This window comes from Symbioplanes lichenis (genome assembly GCF_030709675.1).
GTDB classification, from domain to species: domain Bacteria; phylum Actinomycetota; class Actinomycetes; order Mycobacteriales; family Micromonosporaceae; genus Actinoplanes; species Actinoplanes lichenis.
The window spans coordinates 277,021-301,527 of the sequence record NZ_JAUZQD010000004.1; the positions used below are offsets into that span (position 1 = coordinate 277,021).

General features: G+C 73.0%; 23 protein-coding genes. 8 read left to right on the forward strand and 15 right to left on the reverse strand.

What is annotated here, in order from left to right; genetic code table 11:
- Window positions 1-2: 2 nt before the first annotated feature.
- The 9 genes from RAN62_RS11465 to RAN62_RS11505 all read right to left on the reverse strand — a co-directional run bounded on the left by RAN62_RS11465 (window position 3) and on the right by RAN62_RS11505 (window position 6,795).
- Window positions 3-701, reverse strand: a complete 699-nt coding sequence (locus tag RAN62_RS11465) for a hypothetical protein (RefSeq protein WP_305784544.1) — start codon at window positions 699-701, stop codon at window positions 3-5.
- Between the two features lie 13 nt (window positions 702-714).
- Window positions 715-1,365: a lysophospholipid acyltransferase family protein gene (locus RAN62_RS11470; RefSeq protein ID WP_438874495.1), complete on the reverse strand. Its 651-nt coding sequence runs from the start codon at window positions 1,363-1,365 to the stop codon at window positions 715-717.
- The gene (locus tag RAN62_RS11475; RefSeq protein ID WP_305784546.1) at window positions 1,365-1,892 is read right to left on the reverse strand and encodes a TetR/AcrR family transcriptional regulator; all 528 of its coding nucleotides are present in this window, start codon (window positions 1,890-1,892) and stop codon (window positions 1,365-1,367) included. The genes RAN62_RS11470 and RAN62_RS11475 overlap by 1 nt, the downstream gene beginning before the upstream one ends.
- 33 nt (window positions 1,893-1,925) lie before the next feature.
- The gene (locus tag RAN62_RS11480; RefSeq protein ID WP_305784547.1) at window positions 1,926-2,243 is read right to left on the reverse strand and encodes a winged helix-turn-helix domain-containing protein; all 318 of its coding nucleotides are present in this window, start codon (window positions 2,241-2,243) and stop codon (window positions 1,926-1,928) included.
- Window positions 2,240-2,695, reverse strand: a complete 456-nt coding sequence (locus RAN62_RS11485) for a hypothetical protein (protein WP_305784548.1) — start codon at window positions 2,693-2,695, stop codon at window positions 2,240-2,242. Before RAN62_RS11485 ends, RAN62_RS11480 begins: the two co-directional genes overlap by 4 nt.
- Window positions 2,696-2,836: 141 nt before the next feature.
- A complete protein-coding gene (locus RAN62_RS11490) occupies window positions 2,837-3,640 on the reverse strand; it encodes an ABC transporter ATP-binding protein (protein WP_305784549.1) in 804 nt (267 codons plus the stop codon).
- Between the two features lie 31 nt (window positions 3,641-3,671).
- Window positions 3,672-4,706: a FecCD family ABC transporter permease gene (locus tag RAN62_RS11495; protein ID WP_305784550.1), complete on the reverse strand. Its 1,035-nt coding sequence runs from the start codon at window positions 4,704-4,706 to the stop codon at window positions 3,672-3,674.
- Complete coding sequence (locus tag RAN62_RS11500) at window positions 4,703-5,746, reverse strand: FecCD family ABC transporter permease (RefSeq protein WP_305784551.1); 1,044 nt, start codon at window positions 5,744-5,746, stop codon at window positions 4,703-4,705. Before RAN62_RS11500 ends, RAN62_RS11495 begins: the two co-directional genes overlap by 4 nt.
- The gene (locus RAN62_RS11505) at window positions 5,743-6,795 is read right to left on the reverse strand and encodes an iron-siderophore ABC transporter substrate-binding protein (RefSeq protein ID WP_305784552.1); all 1,053 of its coding nucleotides are present in this window, start codon (window positions 6,793-6,795) and stop codon (window positions 5,743-5,745) included. The genes RAN62_RS11500 and RAN62_RS11505 overlap by 4 nt, the downstream gene beginning before the upstream one ends.
- 109 nt (window positions 6,796-6,904) lie before the next feature.
- On the opposite strand from RAN62_RS11505, the gene RAN62_RS11510 reads away from it, so the two are divergent.
- A complete protein-coding gene (locus tag RAN62_RS11510) occupies window positions 6,905-7,192 on the forward strand; it encodes a hypothetical protein (protein ID WP_305784553.1) in 288 nt (95 codons plus the stop codon).
- Window positions 7,193-7,237: 45 nt separating this feature from the next.
- On the opposite strand, the gene RAN62_RS11515 is transcribed toward RAN62_RS11510, so the two are convergent.
- Window positions 7,238-8,194: a TIGR03885 family FMN-dependent LLM class oxidoreductase gene (locus RAN62_RS11515; RefSeq protein WP_305784554.1), complete on the reverse strand. Its 957-nt coding sequence runs from the start codon at window positions 8,192-8,194 to the stop codon at window positions 7,238-7,240.
- A 56-nt stretch (window positions 8,195-8,250) separates the two neighbouring features.
- On the opposite strand from RAN62_RS11515, the gene RAN62_RS11520 reads away from it, so the two are divergent.
- Window positions 8,251-8,928 carry a VOC family protein gene (locus tag RAN62_RS11520; RefSeq protein WP_305784555.1) on the forward strand — a complete coding sequence of 226 codons (678 nt, stop codon included), beginning with the start codon at window positions 8,251-8,253 and terminating at the stop codon, window positions 8,926-8,928.
- 12 nt (window positions 8,929-8,940) lie between these two features.
- On the forward strand, window positions 8,941-9,879 hold the full coding sequence (locus RAN62_RS11525; RefSeq protein WP_305784556.1) for a nucleoside hydrolase: 939 nt from the start codon (window positions 8,941-8,943) through the stop codon (window positions 9,877-9,879).
- Between the two features lie 165 nt (window positions 9,880-10,044).
- Here the strand turns inward: RAN62_RS11525 and RAN62_RS11530 are convergent, their stop codons facing one another.
- Window positions 10,045-10,686 carry a response regulator gene (locus tag RAN62_RS11530; protein ID WP_305784557.1) on the reverse strand — a complete coding sequence of 214 codons (642 nt, stop codon included), beginning with the start codon at window positions 10,684-10,686 and terminating at the stop codon, window positions 10,045-10,047.
- Between the two features lie 94 nt (window positions 10,687-10,780).
- Between RAN62_RS11530 and RAN62_RS11535 the strand changes: the two genes are divergently transcribed.
- A complete protein-coding gene (locus tag RAN62_RS11535) occupies window positions 10,781-12,385 on the forward strand; it encodes a glucoamylase family protein (RefSeq protein WP_305784558.1) in 1,605 nt (534 codons plus the stop codon).
- On the opposite strand, the gene RAN62_RS11540 is transcribed toward RAN62_RS11535, so the two are convergent.
- From RAN62_RS11540 to RAN62_RS11550, 3 genes are all read right to left on the reverse strand, one after another.
- On the reverse strand, window positions 12,378-15,587 hold the full coding sequence (locus RAN62_RS11540) for a S8 family serine peptidase (protein ID WP_305784559.1): 3,210 nt from the start codon (window positions 15,585-15,587) through the stop codon (window positions 12,378-12,380). The two genes, RAN62_RS11535 and RAN62_RS11540, sit on opposite strands and share 8 nt — an antisense overlap.
- A gap of 201 nt (window positions 15,588-15,788) precedes the next feature.
- Complete coding sequence (locus RAN62_RS11545; RefSeq protein WP_305784560.1) at window positions 15,789-16,760, reverse strand: Acg family FMN-binding oxidoreductase; 972 nt, start codon at window positions 16,758-16,760, stop codon at window positions 15,789-15,791.
- Window positions 16,761-16,808: 48 nt separating this feature from the next.
- Window positions 16,809-18,455, reverse strand: a complete 1,647-nt coding sequence (locus tag RAN62_RS11550; RefSeq protein WP_305784561.1) for a GAF domain-containing sensor histidine kinase — start codon at window positions 18,453-18,455, stop codon at window positions 16,809-16,811.
- Window positions 18,456-18,657: 202 nt separating this feature from the next.
- On the opposite strand from RAN62_RS11550, the gene RAN62_RS11555 reads away from it, so the two are divergent.
- Complete coding sequence (locus RAN62_RS11555; RefSeq protein WP_305784562.1) at window positions 18,658-18,858, forward strand: hypothetical protein; 201 nt, start codon at window positions 18,658-18,660, stop codon at window positions 18,856-18,858.
- A 6-nt stretch (window positions 18,859-18,864) separates the two neighbouring features.
- On the opposite strand, the gene RAN62_RS11560 is transcribed toward RAN62_RS11555, so the two are convergent.
- Window positions 18,865-19,353: a MarR family winged helix-turn-helix transcriptional regulator gene (locus RAN62_RS11560; RefSeq protein WP_305784563.1), complete on the reverse strand. Its 489-nt coding sequence runs from the start codon at window positions 19,351-19,353 to the stop codon at window positions 18,865-18,867.
- 79 nt (window positions 19,354-19,432) lie between these two features.
- Here RAN62_RS11560 and RAN62_RS11565 point away from each other — a divergent pair, with 79 nt between their 5' ends.
- The 3 genes from RAN62_RS11565 (at window position 19,433) to RAN62_RS11575 (ending at window position 24,405) form a co-directional block, all read left to right on the forward strand.
- Complete coding sequence (locus tag RAN62_RS11565; RefSeq protein WP_305784564.1) at window positions 19,433-21,460, forward strand: MMPL family transporter; 2,028 nt, start codon at window positions 19,433-19,435, stop codon at window positions 21,458-21,460.
- A gap of 369 nt (window positions 21,461-21,829) precedes the next feature.
- Entirely contained in the window at window positions 21,830-23,608 is a 1,779-nt protein-coding gene (locus RAN62_RS11570) for a hypothetical protein (RefSeq protein ID WP_305784565.1), read from the forward strand.
- Between the two features lie 164 nt (window positions 23,609-23,772).
- Window positions 23,773-24,405, forward strand: coding sequence for a class I SAM-dependent methyltransferase (locus RAN62_RS11575; RefSeq protein WP_305784566.1), 633 nt, complete (start codon window positions 23,773-23,775; stop codon window positions 24,403-24,405).
- The last annotated feature ends 102 nt before the right edge of the window (window positions 24,406-24,507 follow it).

Below are 24,507 nucleotides of genomic sequence, written 5' to 3' on the forward strand. Positions count from 1 at the left end.
CGTCAGTCGCACTCGCCAGGGGCGGCGCCTCGGATGACGCGGAGGGTGGCGGCCGTCTTGCCGGGCAGGTCGCGCAGGAGCCACACGGGCGGCTGCTTCTCGTCGCGCGGGTAGATGACGACGTTGTCACGGTCGCGGAGGACGCGGGCGGTCTCCTCGGTGACGAGCTGGGCGTACACGTCGAAGGTGACGCCCCGGTCCAGGTCCGGCTCGGCCTCGGTGGGCAGGCGCCCGATCTCGACGCCGCGGGCCAGCCAGCCGTGGCCGGTGCGCTCCGCCTGCCCGTGGAAGTAGTAGGCACCGGTCACATCGGCGGTCGCCCGGTCGAAGAGGAGGACCTGCTGACCGTCCGGGATTCTGCCCGTGCCCCCGTAGGAGCGGCAGTACGGCACGGGGTCCACCTGCGGGTCGAAGTCCAGCGTGACGGCCGGCGCCGGGTCAGCACCGGACCAGGTGCCCAGGCCGGCCGCTCCCACCGCGATGACGAGCGCGGCCCCGGCGGCGGCGACCGGCTGCCGGCGGCGCCAGCTCAGGATGAGGGCGACCGCCCCGGCGACCAGGGCGGCGCAACTGGCGGTGAGGGTCCAGCCGCCGTGGCCGAGGAGGAAGGAGACGCCGGCGCCCGCGGCGAGGAGGAGGCTGACCGCGTCGGCCACGGCGCCCACGGTCACGTGCGGCCAGGCGCGGCGCCGGTCGGTCATGGATCGAAGACTATCAGTCTCCAGTGGACAGCTCGTTGTAGCCGGGGGCGCGGTCCTGGTCCGACAGCTTGGCGATGGCGTCCATGATGTCGTCGGTGGCTTCGCGGCGGGCTCGCGCGGCGGTGGACGTACCCGGGGAGAAGTGCAGGGGTTGACCGAAGCGGACGGTGACCTTGCCCGGGCGCGGGAAGGGTGCGCCGACGGGTTGCACTTTGTCCGTGCCGATGACCCCGACCGGCACCACGGGCGCCCCGGAGGCGAGCGCCAGCCACGCGACGCCGGTGCGCCCGCGATAGAGCCGGCCGTCGCGCGACCGCGTGCCCTCCGGATGGATCCCGAAGGCGCGCCCGTCCCGCAGCACCTCCAGCGCGCTCTCGAGGGCCTGCTGCGCCGCGCGATGGGCGCCGCGTGGCACCGGGATGGCGTCGATGGCGAGCATTCCGGCGCGGAGCATCCGGCTGCCGGTGAAGTACTCCTCCTTGGCCAGGAACGACACCGGCCGCGGGCTCACCAGCGGCACCAGGAAGCTGTCCAGCGCCGAGATGTGATTGACGGCGAAGATCACCGCCCCCGTACGCGGCACATGCTCGCGCCCCTCGACATCCGGCCGGAACGCCAGCCGCGACAGGGGCACCAGCCCGGCCCGGACCATGCGCGGAACGATCACGTCGGCTCCCTCGTGTACGCGTTCACGGCCGCGCGCAGCAGCGCCTCGGGCTCGTCGGCTCCGGTGGTCATCTGCAAGCTGCCCCACAGCCACAGCTGGGCGATGCCGTGCAGGTTCGCCCACAGCGCGCCGGCCGCGGTGACGGACCCCAACCGCTCGACGAGTACGCCGAACAGGAGCTTGCTGGCGGCCCGCAGCTGCTCGTGGTTCCCGCGCAGCAGCTCGTGGCGGAACATCAGCTCGAACATGCCCCGCCGCTCCCGGGCGAAGCCGAGGTAGAGCCGCCCGATGTCGAGCAGGTCACTGTCCTCGGGCAGCCGGGCGACCCGGGCGGTCAGATCCTCGTAGCCGACCCGGGCGACGGCGGCGAGCAGCTCCCGGTGGGTCGGGAAGTAGCGTCGCGGGGCGCCGTGGGACACCCCGGCCCGGCGGGCGATCTCCCGCAGGGACAGGGCGCCGGAGCCGCTCTCGGCGACCAGCTCGACGCCGGCGGCCACGAGCCGGTCACGCAGGTCGTCGGGCATGGACAGTGTCTACCAGGACGGCGTAGACACTGTCTACCCGGTGCGTTCGGCGATTTCCCGGAGCATGGCGATGTGGGCCTTCAGCGCCGCCCGGCCGGCCGGCGTCAGGTTGAGCCAGGTGCGGGGCCGCTTGCCCACGTAGCCCTTGCGCACCTCCACGAAGCCCGCGTCGCCCAGCTGCGAGATCCGCTTCGAGAGCGTGGAGTCGCTGAGTCCGGCCGCGTCGCGCACGAACGAGAACTCGGCCCACTCCGCCCCGGCCAGCGACGCCATGATCGCCAGCCGGGTCGGGTCGAGGAGCAGCGGCTCCAGCCGCGGGCCGGAGCTCGCGGGCTCCGTCGGCACGGTCACGGCCGGGCTGCCCGGCGGGTCAGCACCCGGTGCTGCCACCACGGGCCGGCGAGGGCCATGAGCAGGCCGGCGGCGACGCCGAGGATCGCGACCAGGTGTGGCACCTCCCACTGCCCGGCCCGCACGGCGAGGAAGGCCAGCAGCACGCCGCCGATGATCGCCAGCGGCCAGCGCGACGCCGGGGCCTGCCGGGCGCGGACCGGGCGGCCGAACCAGGCGCTGCCCTGCCGGGTGCTCGCGAGGACGGCGATCGCCAGCAGGGTCAGGGTGATCACGTTGCCCCAGTCCCGGGAGAAGTCCGGCTTCAGGTCGTAGAGCACGCCCAGCCCGGCGACGAGGACGCCCCCGCCGATCCAGTACGCGACGGGCCAGCCGGCCGCGGCGGCGGTCTCCTGCCGGCGCGCCTCGACGTCGTGCAGGGCGCGCTGGGCTTCCTCGGGAGTCGGCGACATGGCAATCCCTCACTTCGCAGTCGAGAAGTACTTTCCTCCTCGGAAAGTTACTCCTCACTTTCCACTGCGGCAAGTACTTTCCGGTGAGCTGTCCCGGACCCGCGCGAGGCGGGCCGCCCCGGACCCGCGCGAGGCGGGGGCTCAGGCGGTGACGTGGTGCCGTCCGAGGGGCAGCATGAGCGGCTTGTCCGAGGTCGGATCGTTGATGATGCGGCTCTCCAGGCCGAAGACCGCCCGTACGCAATCCTCGGTCAGCACCTCCCCCGGCGTCCCCGCAGCGTGCAGCTTGCCGTCCGCCAGCGCGATGAGGTGGTCCGCGTAGCGGGCCGCCAGGTTGAGGTCGTGCAGCACCATGACGATGGTCGTGCCGCGGCTGCGGTTGAGATCCGTGAGCAGGTCCAGCACCTCGACCTGGTGGCTCACGTCGAGGAAGGTCGTGGGCTCGTCGAGCAGCAGCACGTCGGTCTGCTGGGCCAGGGCCATGGCGATCCACACGCGCTGGCGCTGGCCGCCCGAGAGCTCGTCGACCGCGCGGTCGGCCAGGTCGGCGGTGGAGGTGGCGTCGAGGGCGGCCGCCACGGCGGCGTCGTCCTGGATGCTCCAGCGGGCGAGCATGCGCTGGTGCGGGTGACGGCCCCGGCTGACCAGGTCGGCGACGGTGATGCCCTCCGGGGCGACGGGCGACTGCGGGAGCAGGCCGAGCGTGCGGGCGAGCTCCTTGGGCGGCATCCTGTGGACCTCGCGGCCGTCGAGGAGGACGTGACCCGTACGCGGGGCCAGCAGCCGCGACATCGAGCGCAACAGCGTGGACTTGCCGCAGGCGTTGGCGCCGACGATGGCGGTGATGCGACCGGGCGGCACGACGAGGTCGAGCGACTCGATGACCGCCCGGTCCTTGTAGCCCAGCGTGAGCTGCTCGACATCAAGCGTGTGGGATGCGGTCACAGCGAGCCTCCGGCGGACAACAACGAAGCGGTCACAGCGAGCCTCCGGCCCGGTTCGTGCGGACGATCAGATAGATGAGGTACGGCGCCCCGAGCACCCCGGTGACGACGCCGACCGGGTAGCGGTGGTCGAAGGCGAACTGCCCGACGAAGTCCGCCACGAGCACGAGCAGCGACCCGACGAGCCCGGCGGGCAGGAGCAGCGAGCCGCCGTTGCCGAAGAGGCGGGCGGCGATCGGCCCGGACAGGAACGCGACGAACGCGATGGGCCCGGAAGCCGCCGTGGCGAAGGCGATCAGCCCGACGGCGGCGACGATGACGACGAGGCGGGTGCGCTCCATGCGTACGCCCAGAGCGCCGGCGGCGTCATCCCCCAGCTGCATCATCGTCAGGTCGCGGCCGCGCGCGAGCAGCACCGGGCCGAGCACCAGCAGCGCGATCAGCACGGGCACCACCTCGTGCCAGCTCGCGCCGTTGAGGCTGCCGGTGAGCCAGCGCAGCGCCTGCTGCAGGTCCCACTGCCCGGCCCGGCTCAGCTGGTACGAGGTCACGCTGTCGAGCATCGCCGCGATGCCGATGCCGATCAGCACCAGCCGGGTCCCGGCCACGCCGTCCTTGAACGACAGCGTGTAGACGATCAGCGCGACGGCCAGCCCGGCGACGATCGCGAAGACGGACACCTCGGCCCCCGTCAGCTTGAGCGTCACGATGCCCAGGGTCGCCGCGGCGCTCGCCCCGGAGGTGATGCCGATGATGTCCGGGCTCGCCAGCGGGTTGCGCAACATCGTCTGGAAGGTCACGCCGCCCATGCCGAAGCACAGACCCACGATCAACGCCATCGCCGTACGCGGCAGCCGCAGCTCGCCGACCGTGAAGGACGCGCCGGGCACGGTCTCGCCGAGGATCACGTGCCAGATGTCGGCGGGCGGATAGTAGGTCTGCCCGAACATCAGGCTGATCGCGGCCATGGCGACGATCAGCACGGCGAGGACCGCCATCAGCAGCCGGCGGCGCAGCGCCCGGCGCACGCGGCCGCGGGTGACAGCCTGCAGCGTCGTGGTGGTCACAGCTCGCGTACCTTCTGCCGGCGGACGATGGAGATGAAGAAGGGCGCGCCGATGAGCGCGGTGATGATGCCCACGTCGATCTCGCCGGGGCGGGCGACGATGCGTCCGAGGATGTCGGCCGCGGTGAGCAGCGACGCGCCGACCAGCGCCGAGAAGGGCAGCAGCCAGCGGTGGTCGAGCCCGATCAGCAGCCGGCAGACGTGCGGCACGACCAGGCCGACGAAGGCGATCGGCCCGGCGACGGCGGTGGTCGCGCCGCAGAGCAGCACCGCGCCGAGCGCCGCGACGGCCCGGGTCAGCGCGACCCGTTCGCCGAGGCCGGCGGCGAGCTCGTCCCCGAGGGCGAGGGAGTTGAGGGGGCGGGCCGCCAGGAAGCTGATCACCAGGCCGGCCACGAGGAAGGGCACCACCAGCTTGAGCGTGGCGAAGGTGGCCCCGCCGACGCCGCCGATCTGCCACGACTGGAAGTTCTCGCCGATGTCGCCGCGGCCCAGCAGCAGCGCGCTGATCAGCGACGAGAGCGCGGCCGAGGTCGCGGCCCCGGCCAGGGCGAGCTTGAGCGGGGTGGCGCCGCCGCGCCCGAGCGAGCCGACCACGTAGACGAAGACGGCCGCCACCGCCGCCCCGCCGATCGCCACCCAGACATAGCTCGACGGGTTGCTCAGGCCGAACGACGCCATCCCGGTGACCACGGCGAGCGCGGCGCCGGTGTTGACGCTGAGGATGCCCGGGTCGGCGAGCGGGTTGCGGGTCACGCCCTGCATGACCGCGCCGGCCAGGGCGAGCGCGGCGCCGGCGAGGACCGCGAGCAGGGTACGCGGGATGCGTACGGTGACGGCGGCGGTGTTCATCGTCTCGTCGTGGCCCTGCAGCGCCTGCACGATGTCGGTCCAGCCGACGTGCCGCGAGCCCACGGCGACGGAGGCCAGCATCAGCGCGACCAGCACGGCGACGGCCAGGACGGCCCAGAGGGTACGGACCGGAGCCGGGCGCCGCAGCGGGGCGGCGTCCGGCTCGGTCGTGGTGACGGGAGTGGTCACTTCACCTTGGCGGCCGCGTCGGCCAGCTGCTTCACGTAGTCCTTCGTGACGTACGGGATGGCGAGCGGGGTCGGGTTCGCCGCCGTGCCCGCCGGGCCGCTGCCGTCGAGTGCGACGACGGCGCCGTTCTTGATGGCCGGCATCTTGGCCAGCAGCGGGTTGGCCTGCAGGGCCGACACGAGCTTGGCGTCGCCGTAGGTCACGATGATGTCGACGTCGTTGAACGTCTCGATCTGCTCGGCGCTGGTGTCGAGGGCGAACAGCTCGCTGGCCGCGGACGCCTTCTCGACGCTCGCCGGCTGCTTGAGGCCCAGGTCGGTGAAGAACTGGACCCGCGTGTCCTTGGTCGTGTAGTAGCTGATCTTGCTCAGGTCGGCCGGGTCGATGTGCGTGACGAACATGACCGACTTGCCGGCCAGCGCCGGGTACTCGGCGACGTCGGCCTTCATCTGCGCCTCGAGGTCGGCGATGAGCTTGTCACCCTCGGCGGACAGGCCGAGCGCCTGGCTCTCCAGCTTGATCGTGTCGCGCCACGCGGTCGCCCACGCGGCCGTCGGGAAGGCGACGGTCGGCGCGATCTTGCTGAGCTTGTCGTAGTCCTCCTGCGTCAGGCCCGAGTAGGCCGCCAGGATCACGTCGGGCTTGGTGTTGGCCACGCCCTCGAAGTCGATGCCGTCGTTCTCGTCGAAGAGCACCGGCGTCGGGCTGCCCAGCTCCTTGAGCTTGTCGGTCACCCAGGGCAGCACGCCGTCGCCGTTGTCGTCGCCGAAGTTGGCGGCGGCCATGCCCACGGGCGTGATGCCGAGCGCGAGGGGCACCTCCTGGTTGGCCCACTGCACGGTGGCGACCCGCTCGGGCTTCTTCTCGATGGTCGTCGAGCCGAGCGCGTGCTTGATCGTCACGGGGAAGGCAGCGGAGCCGGCACTGCTGCCGGCCGCCGGCTCGTCACTGTCCGACGACCCGCCGCCACAAGCAGCGAGCGCGAGCGCCGCGGCCAGGGCGGCGACTCCCGCCAGGATCCGGTTGGGGCGCATATTGGCGAACTCCACTTCGTGCGCTGTAAGGGATGCCTAACCTAACAGCCTCACGTTTCCCCTGCATGATCGACTCCCCCCGTTACAGCCCCGTGACCTGCACTTCAGCCGCTTCCCAGCCGCGGTGTCGGATCGCCGATCGCCCGTACCCCCGTCGCCCGAAGCCCTGCCGCCGACGATCTTGTGCACCAGGCGGCTCGTGCGCGGCTACGGCGCGAGCACGGACGTCGTCATGCCGCTCGGGGCTCTTCACGGCTGGATGCCGATCCTCGCCATCGGCGTCTTCGCGACCCACGACGGTGTGCTGTTCGCGGTCACCGTGGCCGCCGCGCTGGCCGCCCGGGTCGCGGGCATGCTGTACATCCGGGCCCGGGTCACCAGGCTGACGCGTACCCACGCCATGTTCCGCTGACCGGCCGGCGCCCTGGGTTCCTCAGGGCACCGGCGGGCGTACTCGTCAGCGCAGGGCGGGCAGGACCTTCGCGCCGAAGGTCTCGATGAAGGGCAGCAGCTCCTGGCCCACGTGGTGCAGGTAGATGCGGTCGAAGCCGAGCGCCTCGTAGGAGCGCAGCCACTCGATGTGCTTGTCGAGGTCCGCGGAGATGTTGACGGTCTTGCGGACCTGCTCGACCGTGACGTTCTCGGAGACGGCGTCGAAGTGCTCGGCGGTCTCCAGGTCCCAGCAGACCGGCGGCGGGAAGATGTTGCTGCGCCACTGCTCGTGGGCGATCCGCTCGGCCTCCTCCTCGGTGGGCGCCCAGCTCAGGTGGACCTGCAGGCAGATCGGTCCCTTGCCGCCGGCGTCCCGATAGGCGGCGATCATCTCGCGCAGGTGCTCCTCCGGGGCGTTGACCGTGACGAGGCCGTCGGCCCAGCTCGCGCACCAGCGGGCGGTGGCCACGCTGACCGCGGCGCCGATCAGGGCGGGCGGCTCCGCGGGCCGGGTCCACAGCCGCGCGCGGTCGACCTTGATCAGGCCGTCCCGGGTGACCTCCTTGCCGTCGAGCAGATCGCGGATCACGCCCACGCTGGCCAGCAGCCGCTCGTTACGGATCTCCTTGCGCGGCCAGGGGTCGCCGGTGATGTGCTCGTTGCTGAACTCGCCGCTGCCCAGGGCCGCCCAGAAGCGCCCCGGGAACATGCTGCCCAGCGTGCCGATCGCCTGCGCGATGATCGCCGGGTGGTAGCGCTGACCGGGCGCGTTGACCACGCCGAACGACAGGTTCGTGGCCTGCAGGGCGGCGCCCAGCCACGACCACGCGAAGGCGGACTGCCCCTGCCGCTCGCTCCACGGCGAGAAGTGGTCCGAGCACATGGCGGCGTCGAAGCCCGCGCGCTCGGCCGCGATCACCGCGGTCAGGAGGTCGGCGGGCGGGATCTGCTCGTGCGAGCAGTGAAGGCCGTAGTCCGTCATGGCCGCATTACCTACCCCGCTCGTGCGGGACACAATCGGAGTCCTACCGTGGAGGCATGATCCGGTGGGCGTACGCGTTCGTTGACCGGCCCCGCCCCCTGCTCGCCGCGGCCGGGGCGTTCTGGGCGGCGGTGACCGGCAGCCGCGCCGAGCCTTTCCATGAACACCTGCGCCTGGTACGCGACGACGCCGACCCGTGGATCGCCGTGCAGGGCGTGCACGCGGGTCCCGGCGGGGCGCACGTCGACCTGTACGTGGACGACGTCGCGGCGGTGGCGGCGCGCGCGGAGGTCGTCGCCGATCACGGGGAGTGGTGTGTGCTGCGCTCCCCCGGCGGCTTCCTGTTCTGTGCCGTGCCGTGGCAGGGCGAGCACCGCCGCCCCGCACCCGGCGCGAGCCTGGTCGACCAGGTCTGCCTCGACGTCTCCCCCAGCCGGTACGAGGCCGAGGTCGACTTCTGGGCCGCGCTCACCGGCTGGGAGCTGCGGGCCTTCCCGCCGGAGTTCCATCGCCTCGTCCGGCCGCCGGGCCTGCCGATCCACCTGCTCTTGCAGCGTACGGACGACGAGCAGCCACCCTCCGCCCACCTCGACCTGGCCTGCGCCGACGTGGCGGCCGAGCGGGCGCGGCACGAGTCGCTGGGCGCCACGTTCGTCGCCGAGTTCCCCGAGTGGACGGTCATGCGCGACCCGGCCGGCGGCGTCTACTGTCTGACCGACCGTCAACCCGCGTGAGAGGGGCGAGCCGTGGCCGACACGCTGTACCTGGACTGTGACACCGGCGTCGACGACGCGATCGCCATCGCCCTGCTGCTCGCCAGCCCCGGGGTGGAGCTCGTGGGCATCGGCACGGTCAGCGGGAACACCGGCGCGGCGCAGGCGGCCCGGAACACGCTCGATCTGCTCGCGCTGGGCGGGCGGCCCGGCGTACCCGTCGCGGTCGGAGCGCACCACCCGCTGGCCGGCGCCTTCGCCGGGGGTGCGACCAGCGTCCACGGCGGCAACGGCATCCACGGGGTGGAGCTGCCGCGGGCGGCGGCCGACCCGATCCCGTCCGACGCGGCCGAGCTGCTGCTGGCGATCGCCCGCGCGCGCCCCGGCGAGCTGCGCATCCTGGCCACCGGCCCGCTCACCAACCTGGCGATCGCCCTGCGCCGCGAGCCCCGCCTGCCCGCCCTCGTGCGCGACGTCACCGTGATGGGCGGCGCGGTCCGCGCGCCCGGCAACATCACCGGCCGGGCCGAGGCCAACATCCACAACGACCCGGAGGCCGCCGCCGAGGTGCTCGCCGCCCCCTGGCCGGTCACCCTGGTCCCGCTCGACGTCACCATGAACCACTGCTTCGACGCCGCCGACCGCGAGGCCCTCCTGGCGTCCGCCGCGCCGCTGGCCCCGGTGCTCGGCGAGATGCTGACCGGCTACTACGACTTCTACGAGCCGCAGTTCGGCGAGCGCCGCGTGCCCCTGCACGACCCGCTCGCGGCCGGCATCGTCACCGGCGCGCTGACCCCGGCCGACGCCCCGCGGCTCGGCCTGCGCGTCGACCTCGGCGAACCGGCCGCGCCCGGCGCCGCGGGGCATCGCGGCCTGCTGATCGAGGACCCGGCCGTCGAGCAGAAGACCCGCGTGGTGCTCACGCTCACCGCGGACGGCGGCCCGATCATCCGTACGCTGATCAGCTCCTGATCTCCCGCCCGGCGCCGCCTTTTCCCGCCCGGCGCCTTCTCCCGCCCGGCGCCGCCTTTTCCCGCCCGGCGCCTTCCCCCGCCCGGCGCCTTCCCCGCCCGGCGCCGCCTTCTCCCGACCGCCGGCGGTCAGCTCTTGCGGCGGCCGCTTGAACAGGACCGGCGGTCAGCTCTTGCGGTCGCCGAGCAGGCGGGTGGCGAGGACCGCGGCCTGGGTGCGGCGTTCGAGGCCGAGCTTCGCGAGCAGGCTCGACACGTAGTTCTTCACCGTCTTCTCGGCGAGGAACATCTTGCCGGCGATCTCGCGATTGGTCAGGCCCTCGGCCACGTACTCGAGGATGCGCCGCTCCTGGTCGGTGAGCGACGCCAGCTCACGCGGCTGCTCGACGCCGTTGCGGATGCGCTCGAGGACGCGCTGCGTGACGGCCGGGTCGAGCAGCGACTGCCCGGCGGCGACCCGGCGGACGGCGTCGACCAGGTCGGTGCCGCGGATCTGCTTGAGCACGTAGCCCGCCGCCCCGGCCATGATCGCGGCGAAGAGCGCCTCGTCGTCCTCGTACGAGGTGAGGATCAGCCCCTGGATCGACGAGTCCACCGCCCGCACGTCGCGGCACACGTCGATGCCGTTGCCGTCGGGCAGCCGCGCGTCGAGCACCGCCACGTCGGGCCGCAGCGCCGGGATGCGGCGGGCGGCCTCCTGCGCGGAGCCCGACTCGCCCACCACCTCGATGTCCCCGGCGGCGTGCAGCAGGTCGGCGAGGCCGCGGCGGACCACCTCGTGGTCGTCGAGCAGGAAGACACGAATCACCCCTCTTTCTTACCCAAGTCCGAAGGCGCGCGCCCAGGGCCGAAGGTCCCGTCACCTTCTGACCACGGCCCTGCTGTGGCTACCGTCACCAGACATGAGACGCCTGCCCGCGCCCCTCATCTGTCTGACCCTTGCGATCGGCGCCGCCCCCGCAGCGACGGGGCTCGCTGCCGCCCCCGCAGCGACGGGGCTCACTGCCGCCCCCGCAGCGACGGGGCTCACTGCCGCCCCCGCAGCGACGGGGCTCACTGCCGTCCCCGCAGCGACGGCGGCGGCGCTCGTCGCCGCCCCGGCCGACAACCCCTTGCTCCGCTACGCGCGGGACACGTGGCGGTCGCTCGCGGCGATGACCGACCCGCGCACCGGGCTCGTCGCCGACTCGATCGACGCCGGGCTGACCACGCCCGCCGACTACACCTCGCCCACCAACATCGGCGGCGCCATGTGGTCGGCCGTCGTCGCGGCCCGGCTCGGCATCATCTCGCAGGGCGAGGCCCGCTCCCGGGTGGCGCGCACGCTCGGCACCCTGGCCACGATGCGGCGCCACGAGGCGTCGGGCATGTTCTACAACTGGTACGACCCGAGGGACGGCTCGGTGAGCCCGCGCGACACGCCCTTCCTCTCCAGCGTGGACAACGGCTGGCTGGCGGCGGCGCTGCACGTGGTCGACGGGGCGTTCCCCCGGCTCGGGGCGGATCGGATCGTGGCCACGATGGACTTCGGCTTCTTCTACGACCCGGATCGTGGCCTGATCCGGGGCGGCTTCTGGGACGTCCCGCCGCCGGTGGACTGTTCGGTGCCGCAGGACGGCGTGTGGTTCACCTGCAACCACTACGACATCACGGTGACCGAGCCGCGCATCGCCACCTACCTGGGGATAGCCGCCGGCCAGATCCCGCCCGACGCGTACTTCGCCACCATGCGCACCCTGCCCGCCACCTGCGACTACGCCTGGCAGGAGATGCGGCCGGAGGGGTTCACGGCGACGCACCTGGGCCGGACGGTCTTCGAGGGCTCCTACCGCTATCGGGGCATCACGTTCGTGCCCAGCTGGGGTGGCGACATGTTCGAGGCGCTCATGCCGGACCTGTTCGTGCCCGAGGCCGCGTGGGGCCCGAGGTCGTGGGGGCGCAACCATCCGGCGACGGTCGCGGCGCAGATCGAGCACGGCCTGCAGGACGCCGGGTACGGCTACTGGGGCTTCTCGCCCGCCGCGGACCCGGCCGGCGGGTACGCGGTCTGGGGCGTCGACGCGATGGGCATGGACACGAACGGCTACCCGTCGGACGCGCAGGCGACCCGTTACGACGCCGGCTTCGAGGGGTGCCGTCCGCCCGGACCGGCCCCGGACTACGGCGACGGGGTGGTGACACCGCACGCGGCGTTCCTCGCCCTGCCCTACGCCAAGGGGCCGGTCCTGGCCAATCTGGCCGCCCTGCGCCGCGACTTCCCCGTCTACGGCCCGGGCGGCTTCGCCGATGCGGTGAACATCGGCACCGGGCAGGTCGCCCGGCGCCACCTGTCGCTGGACCAGTCCATGATCATGGGCGCGCTGGGCAACGAGCTGGCCGGGGATCTCCTCAAGCGGCTCTTCGTCACCCCGGCCTTCGAACGCCGCGTCCGCCCGCTCCTCGCGCGCGAGACGTTCAACGTTCCCGCCGCCCAGCGCCTCCCTCACCTCACGTCGCCGATCAACTGATCCGATAGGCCCGGATGACGGTCTGCGTCACACTGGTCGCCGTCGACGACCGGGCGGTGACCCGCAACGACGCGAAGCCGGGGCGCGGCGGATGCTTGACCCACGCCGTCCGCGTCCCGCCGGTCCCCCGCAGGGCGGCGTCGATCCAGGTCTTCCCGTCGTCGTAGGACACCTGCGCGGTGACGATGCCGGCGGACGACCGGAGCGGGACGGCGAAGAGCCGCCCGCGCGGGGCGCTGTTGGCCAGGCTCAGCGCGGGGGCCATCCGCACGGTCGGCAGCGGCAGCGGGGTGGCCGCCGCGGTCCGTCCCGACGTGAACGTCCACGTGCTGGTCACCTTGGTCGACAGCGTGTACGGCGCCGTCCGCACCGCCGTGGCGGTCATCCGGTAGGGCTTGGCCGCCGCGCCGACCGTGAACTGCCGCGGCACCTCGGCGTTCTCGTCGATCGTGCCGACCAGCGTGCTGCCCTGATAGAGCCTGACCGTGCGCGGGGCGGCGCTGACCCCGTTGACCGCCACGCCCGACGCGTCGACGTAGGGCGCCAGGTTCACGCTGATCGTGTCGCCCTCGCGCGTCGCCGAGCCGCCGTAGGAGAAGACGGCCTTGTTCCACGCGAGCCGATAGGTGTGGCCCGGCAGGTAGCGAGCCGGCGCCCGCTGCGCGAACCCGAGATAGAAGTCGCCCTCGGTGTCGTACTCGCCGAAGCCCGCCGCCCACTGGATCCCGTTCTCCGTGTTGACGAAGTCGGTGCGCGTCGCCGGCATCGCGATCCGCGTGTCCGGGCTGTAGCCGGTCTCGATCAGCTTCCCGTCGCGACTCGACAGGGCGGTGAAGCCCACCATGCCGGGCGCCCCGGCCGCGACCCGGGCGTAGGTGCCGGCGATCGCGGCCAAATCCTTGCGCTGGTAGACCCGGGCGACCCCGGTCGGGAACCGCCCGTCGCGCGGCCAGTGCAGCCGGAACGACGAGGCCGCCGAGGTCAGCGTCGTCGTCACCGCCGAGTGGAAGAGCGGCTCGGCCCGGTGGTCGCCGATCTCGGCCATGAACAGGCCCGGCCCGGCGCCGTTGATCGCGGTGTCGCTGAAGATGCCCTCGGGCGAGATCCAGGTGCCCCGGATGGCGGTGAAGGTCGTCGCGGCCTTCTTGTCCGGCACGGACACCGCCACGGGCTTCGCCACCCTGGCGTCGAGATCGACGGTGAGGTCGTGGTCGACGACCAGCCGCGGCTGCACCAGCAGCGCCGTGGACCCGTCGCCGCTCTCCACGGTGCTGCTCACGCCGTAGGTGCCCTGCGGCAGCCGGATGGTCGACGTCGCCCCGGTGGCGGCGTCCTCGGCGTACGCGAAGGTGCTCAGATCGGTGAACCCGGTGAACTGTGTCGCCGGGATGGCGCCGTCGCGCCCGGTGTGCCGCAGCGTGACGGTGTAGGCCGGGCCCTCCCGGTGCACGCCGAACGGCACCTCGACCCGCACGCCGCCCGCGCCGGTCGCCACGAGACGCCCGTCGGGCCACTGCTCGCCGGTGTCGACGGTGGTGTCCGCGGTCAGCCGCACCGTGGCCGTGGCGGCGGGCGGGACGGTGACCGCCGGCGGATCGACGGTGAACAGGCCGGCCGGCGCGGTGGTGTCGACGGCGAGGGCCAGGGTCACCGGCGCGGTGCCGTCGTTGCGGAAGGTCACCGGGCGCACGATCGGCCGGTCGTCGGTGTGCGGGAACGGCACCGATCCGAAGTCGACGCTGCCGGTGTCAGTGGCCACGGTCTGCGTGATGGCGCGCGCGACGTCGACCCGGCCGGCGCCCTGGGCATAGGCCTCGAGGCCCGGCGTGGGCTCGGCCGCCGCGGTCAGCGTGGTCTTGAGCTGGTGCCCGGTCCAGTCGGGGTGCTGCTGGGCCAGGATCGCGGCCGCCCCGGCGACGTGCGGCGTCGCCATGGACGTGCCCGACAGCGTCGTGTACTCCGGCTCGGGCGCCGGGTCGCCGAGGGTGCCGTGCGCCGCCCTGGCCGCGACGATGTCCACGCCGGGCGCGGTGATCTCGGGCTTGACCTGGTCACCCTCGGGCGACGGCCCCCAGTTGGAGAAGTCGGCGATGGCGTTCTCCCGGTCGACCGCTCCCACCGACAGGGCGGCCGGCGCGGACCCGGGCGAGCTCACCGGCGCGTGCCCGTCGTTGCCCGCGGCGACGACGAAGAGCGTGTGGTAGCGGTCGCTCAGCTCGCCGACCGCGGCCTCCATCGGATCGGTGCCCGGCTCGTCGTCGCCGCCCAGGCTCATGTTGACGACGCGGGCGCGGGGCGCGGCCCAGGCCATGCCCGCGAGGATTGCCGAGTCCTGGCACTCCTCGCCCGGGCACACCTTGCCGACGATCAGCTGGGCGCCCGGCGCCACCCCGCGGTAGCGCCCGCCGGACGCGGCGCCCGTCCCGGCGATGGTGGAGGCGACGTGGGTGCCGTGCCCCAGAGTGTCGTCGGCGTCCGGCGCGTCGGTGAAGTTGCGCACCTCGCCCAGCCGCCCGGCGAGATCGGGATGCGTGGCGTCCACGCCGCTGTCGAGCACGGCGACGCTCACGCCGGTGCCGTCGAGGCCCTGCTGCCACGCCGCCGGCGCGCCGATCTGCGGGACGCTGCGGTCGAGGCGCAGCTTGCGCTTGCCGTCCAGCCAGATCCGGTCGATGCCGGCCCGCACGGTGCGCTGCGCCGCCCCGCCGGACGTCACGCCCCGCCACAGCTCGTCGCGCTGGCGGCTGCCGGCCCGCAGCGCCACCATCCCGAGGTCGGGCAGGCTGCGCGCGACCTCGGCGCCGGCCACTTTCGCCGTCCGCTCCCCCGCCGCCGAGTCGTACGTCACCAGCAGCGGCAACGCGCTCGTCCCGGTGTAGCCGAACGCGGCCAGCGCAGTGAGGTCGAACAGCCGCCGGTCGAGCCGCCCTCGCTGCACCAGCGGAAGGGCGTCGCTCGGGAACACGTAACGGTGCCCGCCGGTGCTGCGCTCCACAAAGGTCACCGCCTCGCGCCCCGGCGCCCGGTCGACGGTGACAGCGCTGCCCCGCTGCACGACCCGGTCGCCCGTGATGAGCGTGAAGGTCCGGTCGCCCGCGCCGGACCGGGGCGGCGACGCGGCGGCCTGCGCCTGCTGCGCGGTCGTCACGGTGCCCATGGCCAGCACGGCTGTCAGAGCCGCCGCCCAGGTACGTCTTCTCACATCGATCCCTTCGCCGCTGACGGTCCGAAGAAGACGCCCGGGTCGTGCGTCCGGTTGCATCCGGATCCGAGCTTCCTCGCGACCGTCGCCGGAAGCCAGTCGGGCTCCCTCGATCCGTTCGCTCGGGCAGGGCCGCTGCCTGTGTGACGATCCGGCCCCGATCGTCCGACCTGGACCGCCGCCTTTCCGGGGTGTCCTGCGTCACCGGCCGACGTCGATGACGCTTTCCGGACGCCGGCGTGGCGCGGGCGGCAGCGGCTCCCCGGCGTCCGGATAACCGGTGCGCACGACCACGTACGGCTCGCCGACGTCGGAGAGCAGCCCGCTCAGCAGGTGCCGCGGCCACTCGACCTCGATGCTGTCGCTGATCGGATCGGTGGCGAGCCCGTCGGCGGTCGCGGTGAGCAGCACGGCCGACAGCGCCTCACCCCCGCGCAGGAAGTCGGCCGCCCGGTCGGTGGTGCCGAAGAGCAGCAGGTACGCCGAGCCCGCGTCGTGCCCGGGCCCGGCGTCCAGCCCCGCGCCGCCGTCGGGGGCGAAGTCGCGCACGGGAACGCGGCGCAGCGCCGGGCGCACGGCGGTGCCGGCCGGGATGCCGTCGCCGGACGCCCCGGGCCGGTGGGTCCACCGGGCCAGCTCGCCGCGGTAGTCCTCGTCGAGCCGTTCGGCCTCCCCTGCCAGATCGGTCGAGACGGCGAGCATGGGCACCTGGTCGCCGGGCACGTGGTGCAGATAGGCGCCCTCCGCCTCGGCCGCCCGGCGCAGCGCGGTGACCTGCTCGTCGGTGACGGGCCGGTCGCCGTAGGCCCGCCGGTCCGAGCGCCGGCGACCGACGGCGTCGAGCAGCCGCACGGCGCCGGGGTCCACGGGCCGCGCCCCGGTGAAGGTGATCCGGGCGAGCAGGTCGGGCTCCCCCGGCTCGGGGAGCCGCTCGACCGTGGCGAGCCAGCCGGCGGCGGCGAGGGCCACGCGGGCGTGGTGCAGGGCGGCGCCACAGCTCAGCAGGAGGAGGCGGCCGTCCGGGTCGGTGGCGGTGAGGGCGCGCTCGCGGTCGGCGTACAGCAGCATGGTGTCGCCGTCGATCCGCCAGCGCCAGGGCTGGGTGTTGAAGACGGAGGGGGCGCGCAGGGCGGTCCGGGCCGCCGCGGCGAGGGCATCGGACGGGTTCGTCATGCGTCCACGGTCGCGCGGCGGGTGCGGGGCCGACAGGGACCAAAGTCCCTATCGCAGGGGGACTCGCCAGGTTATGGCGGTGCCGCCGCCGGGCGCCGGCGCGATCTCGAAACTGCCGCCCAGGTCGGCGGCGCGCTCGCCCATGTTGACGAGGCCACCCCGCGCCGCCTGCGGATCCGTGCCGACCCCGTCGTCCTCGACGCGGATGCTGACCTCGTCCGCCGCGGCGTGCACCGACACGCGTACGGCCCGGGCCCGCGCATGCCGTGCGACGTTGGACAGCGCTTCCCGCACGACGGCCAGCAGCTCGGGCACGACGTCGTCGGGCACCGCGCTGTCGACGGGCCCGGTGACGTCGAGCACAGGCCGGAAACCGAGCGCACCCGCCGCCGCCTCGGTAGCCTCGAGGAGCTCCGAACGCAGCGACGTCCCGGCCGGCGCCCGCAGCTCGAAGATCGACCGGCGGATGTCGCGGATCGTCGCGTCGAGGTCGTCCACGGCCGCGTTCAGCCGGGCCGCCGCCTCGGGCCGCAACGCCTGCGGGGAGAGCGCCTGCAGCTGCATGCCCGTCGCGAAGAGCCGCTGGATGACGACGTCGTGCAGATCACGCGCGATCCGCTCGCGGTCCTCCAGCACCACTAGCAGCTCGCGTTCCTCCTGCGCCCGCGCCCGTTCGAGCGCGAGCGCGGCCTGCCCCGCGAAGCTCTCCAGCAGAGCCGCCTCGTCGTCCCCGCCTCCGGTGGCCCCTGCGACGATCAACACACCTTGGGAGCCGGTCAGCGGCGCCGCCAGCGCAATACCATCGGGTACGTCCGCCGGCCACTCCGCCGCGTCCCGCAGACACGCCCCGGGCTGTTGCAGCGCCTCCACGTCGACCGGCAGCACGCGCCCCGCCAGACTCGGCGCGCCGTCCGCGACCTCGACGGTCCACCGCCCGTCGCCGTCGCCGGTGGCCAGCAGCACCAGCACCAGGTCCGCCCCGGCGATCTCCCGGGCGCGGCGGGCGACGAGCTCGAGGGCCTCCTGGCGGCGTACCGGACCGAGCAGGACCGACGTGATCTCCGCCGCGGCCGCCAGCCAGCGCTCCCGCCGCCGCGCGAGCGCGAACAACCGGGCGTTGTCGATCGCCACGCCCGCCGCCGCGGCGAGGGCCACCACGATCTCCTCGTCGTCCTCCGTGAACTGGTCGGCCCCCTGCTTCTCGGCCAGATACAAATTCCCGAAGATCTGCTCCCGCGTACGCACGGGCACGCCCAGGAAACTGTGCATCGGCGGGTGGTGCGGCGGAAACCCGTACGAGTGCGGGTGTCTCGTGATGTCCGGCAGCCGCACCGGGTGCGGATCGGTGATGAGCAGCCCCAGCACACCGCGCCCGTGCGGCAGGTCGCCGATCGTCGCGTGCGTCGCGGGATCGATGCCGTGCGTCACGAAATCGGACAGCTGCTGCCGATCGGGGGCCAGCACCCCGAGCGCCCCGTACCGCGCCCCGGCCAGCGCGCAGGCCGCCTGCACGATCCGCTCGAGCGTGCTGCGCAGATCGAGATCGGTCCCGATGCCGACGACCGCGTCGAGCAGCGCCCGCAGCCGCTCCCGGCTGGCCACCACGTCGCCGACCCGGTCCAGCATCTCCTGCAGCAGCTCGTCCAGGCGCACCCGCGAGAGCGGCCCGAGGCCCAGCGACGGCGGCTCGTTCATGCCGCCGATGCTAGGGCATGTCCAGCCGATCATCGGCGGCCTGCGGCGGGTCCAGCTTCCGCCTCGCCGCGCGGTGCGAAACCTGGACCTCGCCTCGGCGACGCCATGATCGACAGGACACGCCCCAGACAATTCCCACGCTCAGCGAACTTCCAGCCCGCAACTGTTGCACCTTCAAGTGACGCCGGTGAAGATTGGAAGCGTGAAGCGCCTCGCCCTGGCCCTCATGCCCCTGTCCGCCATCGCCGCGGCCTTCTCGATCGCCGCCACCCCGCCCGCCGCGACGCCGGCCCCGCAGCCGGACGACGTGAGCTTGGTCATCGATCTGCCCGGCGCCACCGCCGGCACCTCGGCCGGCACCGACGTGAGCGCCTCCTGGCACCACAGCTCCGGCGACTGCTGAGCCTGGTCAGGGCTGCGCGCGGACCTCACGGTGATGGTCGGCCAGAGCGTCGTCCATGCCCGCCAGGAAGCGCCGGACCGTGTCCAGCTCCGCGTCCGTGAAGCTCGCCATCACCGCGTCCGTGCGCCCGCCGAGCGGCCCGAAGAAGTCCTGCGCGAGCGCCATCCCCGGCTCCCCGTAGCGCAGGTGCACGACCCGCCTGTCCGCGCTCTCGCGGCTGCGGCGCAGGTGGCCGGCCCGCTCGAGGCGGTCGATGGCGGCGGTCGTCGCGCCCGAGGACAGGCCGAGCTCCTCGCCCAGCCGGCCCGGCGTCAGCGGCGCCCCGCGACCCTCAGCGTGCATCACGGCGATCAGCGCCTGCAAATCCGTGTGGTGCAGACCATGCCGGTGCGCGAACGCCTGGCCGACATGCTGCGCCCGCACGCTGTACGTCCGCAGCAGGGTGACGATCTCCTCGCGGAGCGCGTCGCGCTCCGACTCGCGTGGCCGATACACGCACCCCAGTGTTGCAGACAGCCTCCGCATGACCGAGAATCTTTATGGTAGAGATTCTTCGTCGTCGAGAGGAAAGCTCGTGCTGCGCACCCTGACCGGACGGCTCACGGCCTGGCTGGTCCTGCTCGTGGCCGCGGCCGCCGCCGGTGCGGTCATCGCCCTGGCCGGCGACGTCCGGACGTCGAACGACCCGACCGCCACGCTGCCCGACGGCGCGGAGTCGACCCGCGTGGCCGCGCTGCTGCGCCAGCTTCCGTCCGGCGAGGACACGTCGGCGCTCGTCGTCTACAGCCGCGGCGGCCCGCCGCTCACGCCCGCCGACGAGACCAAGATCAAGAACGACACCGCCCGGGTACGTTCCCCCGCCCCCGTGATCTACGCCGACGACCGCAGCGCTGCCCTGCTGGTCGTCACGCTTCCCGCCGGCCTGCCCGCCGACGACCTGATCGCCCGGGTCACCGAGATCCGAGCGGTCGCCGGCGCCGACCGGCCCGACGGCTTGACGGCTCAGGTCACCGGGGGCGCCGGTTTCGCCGCGGACATCGCCGACAGTTTCACGGGCGCCAACACCACTCTGCTCGTCGTCACGGTCGTTGTGGTCGCGGTGCTGCTGCTGGTGACGTACCGGAGCCCGGTCCTGTGGCTTGTGCCCCTCGCCGTGGTCGGCCTCGCCGATCAGGTCAGCAGCAAGCTGGTCGCCCTGCTGTCGCGGCACACGGACCTGACCGTCGGCGACTCCACAGTGGGCATCGTCACGGTGCTCGTGTTCGGGGCGGGCACGGATTACGCCCTGCTGCTCATCTCCCGCTATCGTGAGGAACTGCACCAGCACGAGGACCGTCGTGAGGCAATGCGGCGTGCCCTGCGCGGGGCCGGTCCCGCCGTCGTGGCAAGCGCGGCCACGGTGGTGCTCAGCCTGCTCACGCTGTTGCTCGCGAGCCTCGGCGACACCGTGGCGCTCGGCGTGACCGCGGCGCTGGGCATCGGCGTCGCGGCCCTGTTCGCGCTGGTCGTGCTGCCGCCTGCCCTGGTCGTGTGCGGGCGCGGGCTGTTCTGGCCCTTCGTGCCGCGGGTCGGCGACACGCTCAGGCACGGCGTGTGGTCGCGCGTCGGCCGGGGCGTCGCGCGCCGTCCGGGCCTGGTCACGGTCCTGTCCGTCGTGGTGCTGGCCGCGCTCGCCGCCGGCATCCCGGGCACCCGCCTCGGCCTGTCGCAAACCGAGCAGTTCCGCGTCGAGGCCGAGTCCGTCGCCGGCCTCGAGACGCTGAGCCGCTCCTTCCCCGCCGGCGCCGCCGATCCCGCCGTCGTCCTCACCCGGCCCGCGCAGGCCGACCAGGTGCTCGCCGCCGTCACCGCCACTCCCGGCGTCGCACAGGCGCGCATCACGTCACCCGCGCAGGCCGGCCCGGTGGTCCGGATCGACGCCACGCTCACGGCAGCGCCGGACACGACCGAGAGCTACACCACCATCCGTACGCTCCGCAGCGCCGTCCACGCCGTCCCCGACGCCGACGCGCTCGTGGGTGGCAGCGTCGCCACGGCCCTCGACGACCGCGACGCCTCCCGCCGTGATCTCCGCCTCATCGTGCCCGCGATCCTGCTCGTGGTGCTCCTCGTCCTGGGGGTCTTGCTGCGCGCGGCGGTCGCCGCCTTCCTGCTCATCGCCACGGTCATCGCCAGCTTCGCCGCCGCGCTCGGGGCCGGCTCGCTGCTCTTCCGCGTGGCGCTCGGCTACCCCGCTCTTGACAACCAGGTCCCCCTGTACGCCTTCCTCTTCCTCGTCGCCCTCGGCGTCGACTACAACATCTTCCTCGTCACTCGCGCCCGCGAAGAAGCAGCGGGCCGGGGCACCCGCGACGGCATGGTCCACGCGGTCGCCGCCACCGGAGCCGTGATCACCAGCGCCGGGATCCTGCTCGCCGCGGTGTTCGCCGTGCTGGGCGTGCTTCCGGTGATCACTCTCACCCAGATCGGAGTCATTGTCGGGGTGGGCGTTCTTCTCGACACGCTGCTCGTGCGTACAGTTCTCGTTCCGGCCCTGGCGACCCTTCTCGGCGACCGATTCTGGTGGCCGTCGCGAGTGACTCGTCAACTCCCCGAAGCGTGACAGGATGTCCGCGCTCCCCGGCGTTCCATGCTCCGGGGACGTGGCGGGATTCGTGCTTCGCGGAGTGACGGACGTCCGCCCCCACGGCGGAGCGGAATGTCCGTTGCGCCCCGCCGTGCACAAGAAAATCGAGCCGGCGGTGAACCGCGGACATCAGCCTTTCGGATGACCCCCGCCGTTCGGGGACGGCGGCATATTTCTTCTTTAAATGGTTCCTAAGAATGCCTCAAGAATCTGGCGCGAATTAGTGTTTCCGGCCCGTGGCCCTTACCGTCACAAAGCCAGCCCGGAAGGGCCCCGGAAACGGCGTCGGTGCACCTGCGAAAGGTGACTGACGATGAGCGCGAGACTACAGAAGAGGTACCACCCATGCGAAGGTCGTCCTACCGCCGGGCCGCTACCCGTCGCGGTCTTGACCGTCGTCTCATCGCCGCGGCAGCGGTGCTCCTCGCCGTCGGTGGCGTCGTCGGCATCACCCAGATCTCGAACGCCGACGAGAACGACGTCGCGGCCTGCGCCACCACGGCCGCCGACACGTCCGCGCCGAAGGACAGCAAGGCGGCAACCGATCCGAAGGTCGGCACCTACACCGACAAGGACGGCGACGTCCAGCACAAGGGCGACGGCCAGCTCGCGAAGGGCGAGAAGGCCCCCGAGGCCGAGCCGGTCGCCGAGTGCAAGGACGGCAACACGGTCAAGAAGACGGTCAACGGTCTGGAGATCCTGACCAACACGTGCGACGACAGCGACCTCGACCCGCACGACGGCTTCCAGATCGGCAACCGTTGCGTCTCCACCGAGTTCGGTGAGGTCGGCGAGGCCGCCAAGAACCCGACGCTGCTCATCACCGAGTCCCCCGAGCAGGTCAAGGCGGGCGAGCCCTTCACCCTCAAGGTGAGCACCCGCAACCTCGTCCGCGACCGCTTCCTCGCGGCCGGCCAGGGCGGTTACTACGTCGAGAGCGCCGTCCTCACCGCCGAAGGCCTGACCCGCGGCCACTTCCACACGGCGTGCCGGATGTTGCAGAGCACCGACGAGGCGCCCGACCCGTCGCCGGTGCCGGCCTTCTTCGTGGCCACCGAGGACGGCAAGGGCGGCGCCCAGCCCGACACCGTGACGATCCAGGTGCCCGGCCTCCCGCAGGAAGGCCTCGCCCAGTGCGCCTCCTGGGCCGGCGACGGTTCCCACCGCGTCCCGATGATGCAGCGCGCCAACGAAACCCCGGGCATCGACGCCGTCCGCGTCCGAGTGACCGCCGCCGACGGCGACAACAACGGCGGCAACGGCGACAACGGCGGCGACGAGGGCGACAACAACGGCGGCGACCAAGGCAACGGCGGCAACCAGGGCGGCGACAATGGCGACCAGGGTGACGGCGGCGACCAGGGCAACAGCAACGGTGGCAACCAGGGCGACAACAACGGTGGCGACCAGGGCGACGGCAACGGCGGCAACGGCAACGGCGGCAACGGCAACGGCGGTGACCAGGGCGGCGACGGCGACCAGGGCGGCGACCAGCCGAACCCGGGCGCCACGACCCCGAACACCGAGACCGGCACCACTCCGCCGAAGAGCCCGACCGTGACCATCCCCGCCTCGCCCAAGCCGGACAAGACCACCAAGCCCGCTCAGAGTGGCGGCAGCAACTCGGACTCGGGCGGCAAGGACGCTTCCAGCAACAGCAACGACGACTCCAAGGGCTCCAACTCCTCCGGCTCCTCCAACACGGGCAACTCCAATAACTCCAGCTCCGACAACTCCAGCTCCAACAACTCCAGCTCCGACTCGGGCTCGTCGGACTCCGGTAACTCCGAGTCCGGCTCCTCCGACTCCTCGGACTCCAGCGGGGACTCGTCGGAGGAGACCCCGGCGAAGACCTCGACCGGCAAGGCCACGCCCAAGGCGAGCAAGTCGACCCAGGCCGTGGCGGCTACCGGCGACGAGGACACCGGCGCGCCGGACGCGGGCCAGGACGACCAGGCCGCCACCGGCACCGAGGTGGCCCAGGACCTGCCGGCCTCCGACAACAAGCTGGCCCTCACCGGGGCCAACGTGATGGCCATCAGCCTCGGCGGCGCCGTCCTGATCCTCGGCGGTGCCCTCGCCCTCGGCATCACCCGGCGCCGTCGCGCCGGCGCCGAGGACTGAGCGAGCCTTCTCCAGCACCCCGGGTCGTCGCCTGACGGCCCGGGGTGTTTCTTGCGCCCCCCAAGCTAGGCCGATCCGGCGTCGCCGAACATCCTCCGAAGTAGGTGGTCGGCACCCTCCAAGGTAGGTAGTCAGCCCGGAGCCGACCGGATAGGTTCTCCGCCATGGAGGTCTTCGATCAGCTCGCCGAGCTCTACCAGGGCGAGCACAGCCACAATCCGTTCCAGGCGGCCCTCACCGAGCGCGTCGCCGCCCTCATCCCCGCCGCGTCCACCGTCCTCGATCTGGGCTGCGGCACCGGTGTCCCCACCGCGCGCATCCTCACCGAGGCCGGTCACAAGGTGCTCGGCGTCGACATCTCCGAGGGCATGCTCCGCCTCGCCCGCGAGCAGGTCCCCCAGGCCGAGTTCCGCCACGCCGACCTCCGCGAGCTGCCCGGCGACCTCGGCCCCTTCGGCGCGGTCACGGCCTTCTTCTCCCTGCTGATGCTGAGCCGCGCCGACATCGAGGCCACCCTCGCCCGCGCCGCCGCCTGGCTCGCCCCGGGCGGCCACCTCGCCCTTGGCATGGTCGAGCTCGACGCCGACAGCCTCCCGGTCGAGTTCCTCGGCGTCCCCGTCAAGGTCTCCGGCTACCCCCAGGACGCCCTCGCCGCCCGCCTCGCCACCGCCGGCTTCGACGTCACCAGCATCGAAACGGTCGACTTCACCCCGCCCGACGGCCCACCCGAGCGCCAGACCTTCGCCCTCGCCCAACTACCCGACTTCCCACCCCGCCCAGCAAACGCCCCAGCCTGACCTCACCGCCCCCGTCACCGTCCCGGCCCCTGAAATCCGACCCGACGGCGCTTCCCACCCCGCGCACGCCCAGCCCAGCGCCACTGTCTCTCTCCCCGCGCA

Coding starts and splice junctions, on each gene's coding strand:
- RAN62_RS11465 (WP_305784544.1), bottom strand. CDS start 701: ATGACCGACCGGCGCCGCGCCTGGCCGCACGTGACCGTGGGCGCCGTG.
- RAN62_RS11475 (WP_305784546.1), bottom strand. CDS start 1,892: ATGCCCGACGACCTGCGTGACCGGCTCGTGGCCGCCGGCGTCGAGCTG.
- RAN62_RS11485 (WP_305784548.1), bottom strand. CDS start 2,695: ATGTCGCCGACTCCCGAGGAAGCCCAGCGCGCCCTGCACGACGTCGAG.
- RAN62_RS11515 (WP_305784554.1), bottom strand. CDS start 8,194: ATGACGGACTACGGCCTTCACTGCTCGCACGAGCAGATCCCGCCCGCC.
- RAN62_RS11520 (WP_305784555.1), top strand. CDS start 8,251: ATGATCCGGTGGGCGTACGCGTTCGTTGACCGGCCCCGCCCCCTGCTC.
- RAN62_RS11535 (WP_305784558.1), top strand. CDS start 10,781: ATGAGACGCCTGCCCGCGCCCCTCATCTGTCTGACCCTTGCGATCGGC.
- RAN62_RS11545 (WP_305784560.1), bottom strand. CDS start 16,760: ATGACGAACCCGTCCGATGCCCTCGCCGCGGCGGCCCGGACCGCCCTG.
- RAN62_RS11550 (WP_305784561.1), bottom strand. CDS start 18,455: ATGAACGAGCCGCCGTCGCTGGGCCTCGGGCCGCTCTCGCGGGTGCGC.
- RAN62_RS11570 (WP_305784565.1), top strand. CDS start 21,830: ATGCGAAGGTCGTCCTACCGCCGGGCCGCTACCCGTCGCGGTCTTGAC.
- RAN62_RS11575 (WP_305784566.1), top strand. CDS start 23,773: ATGGAGGTCTTCGATCAGCTCGCCGAGCTCTACCAGGGCGAGCACAGC.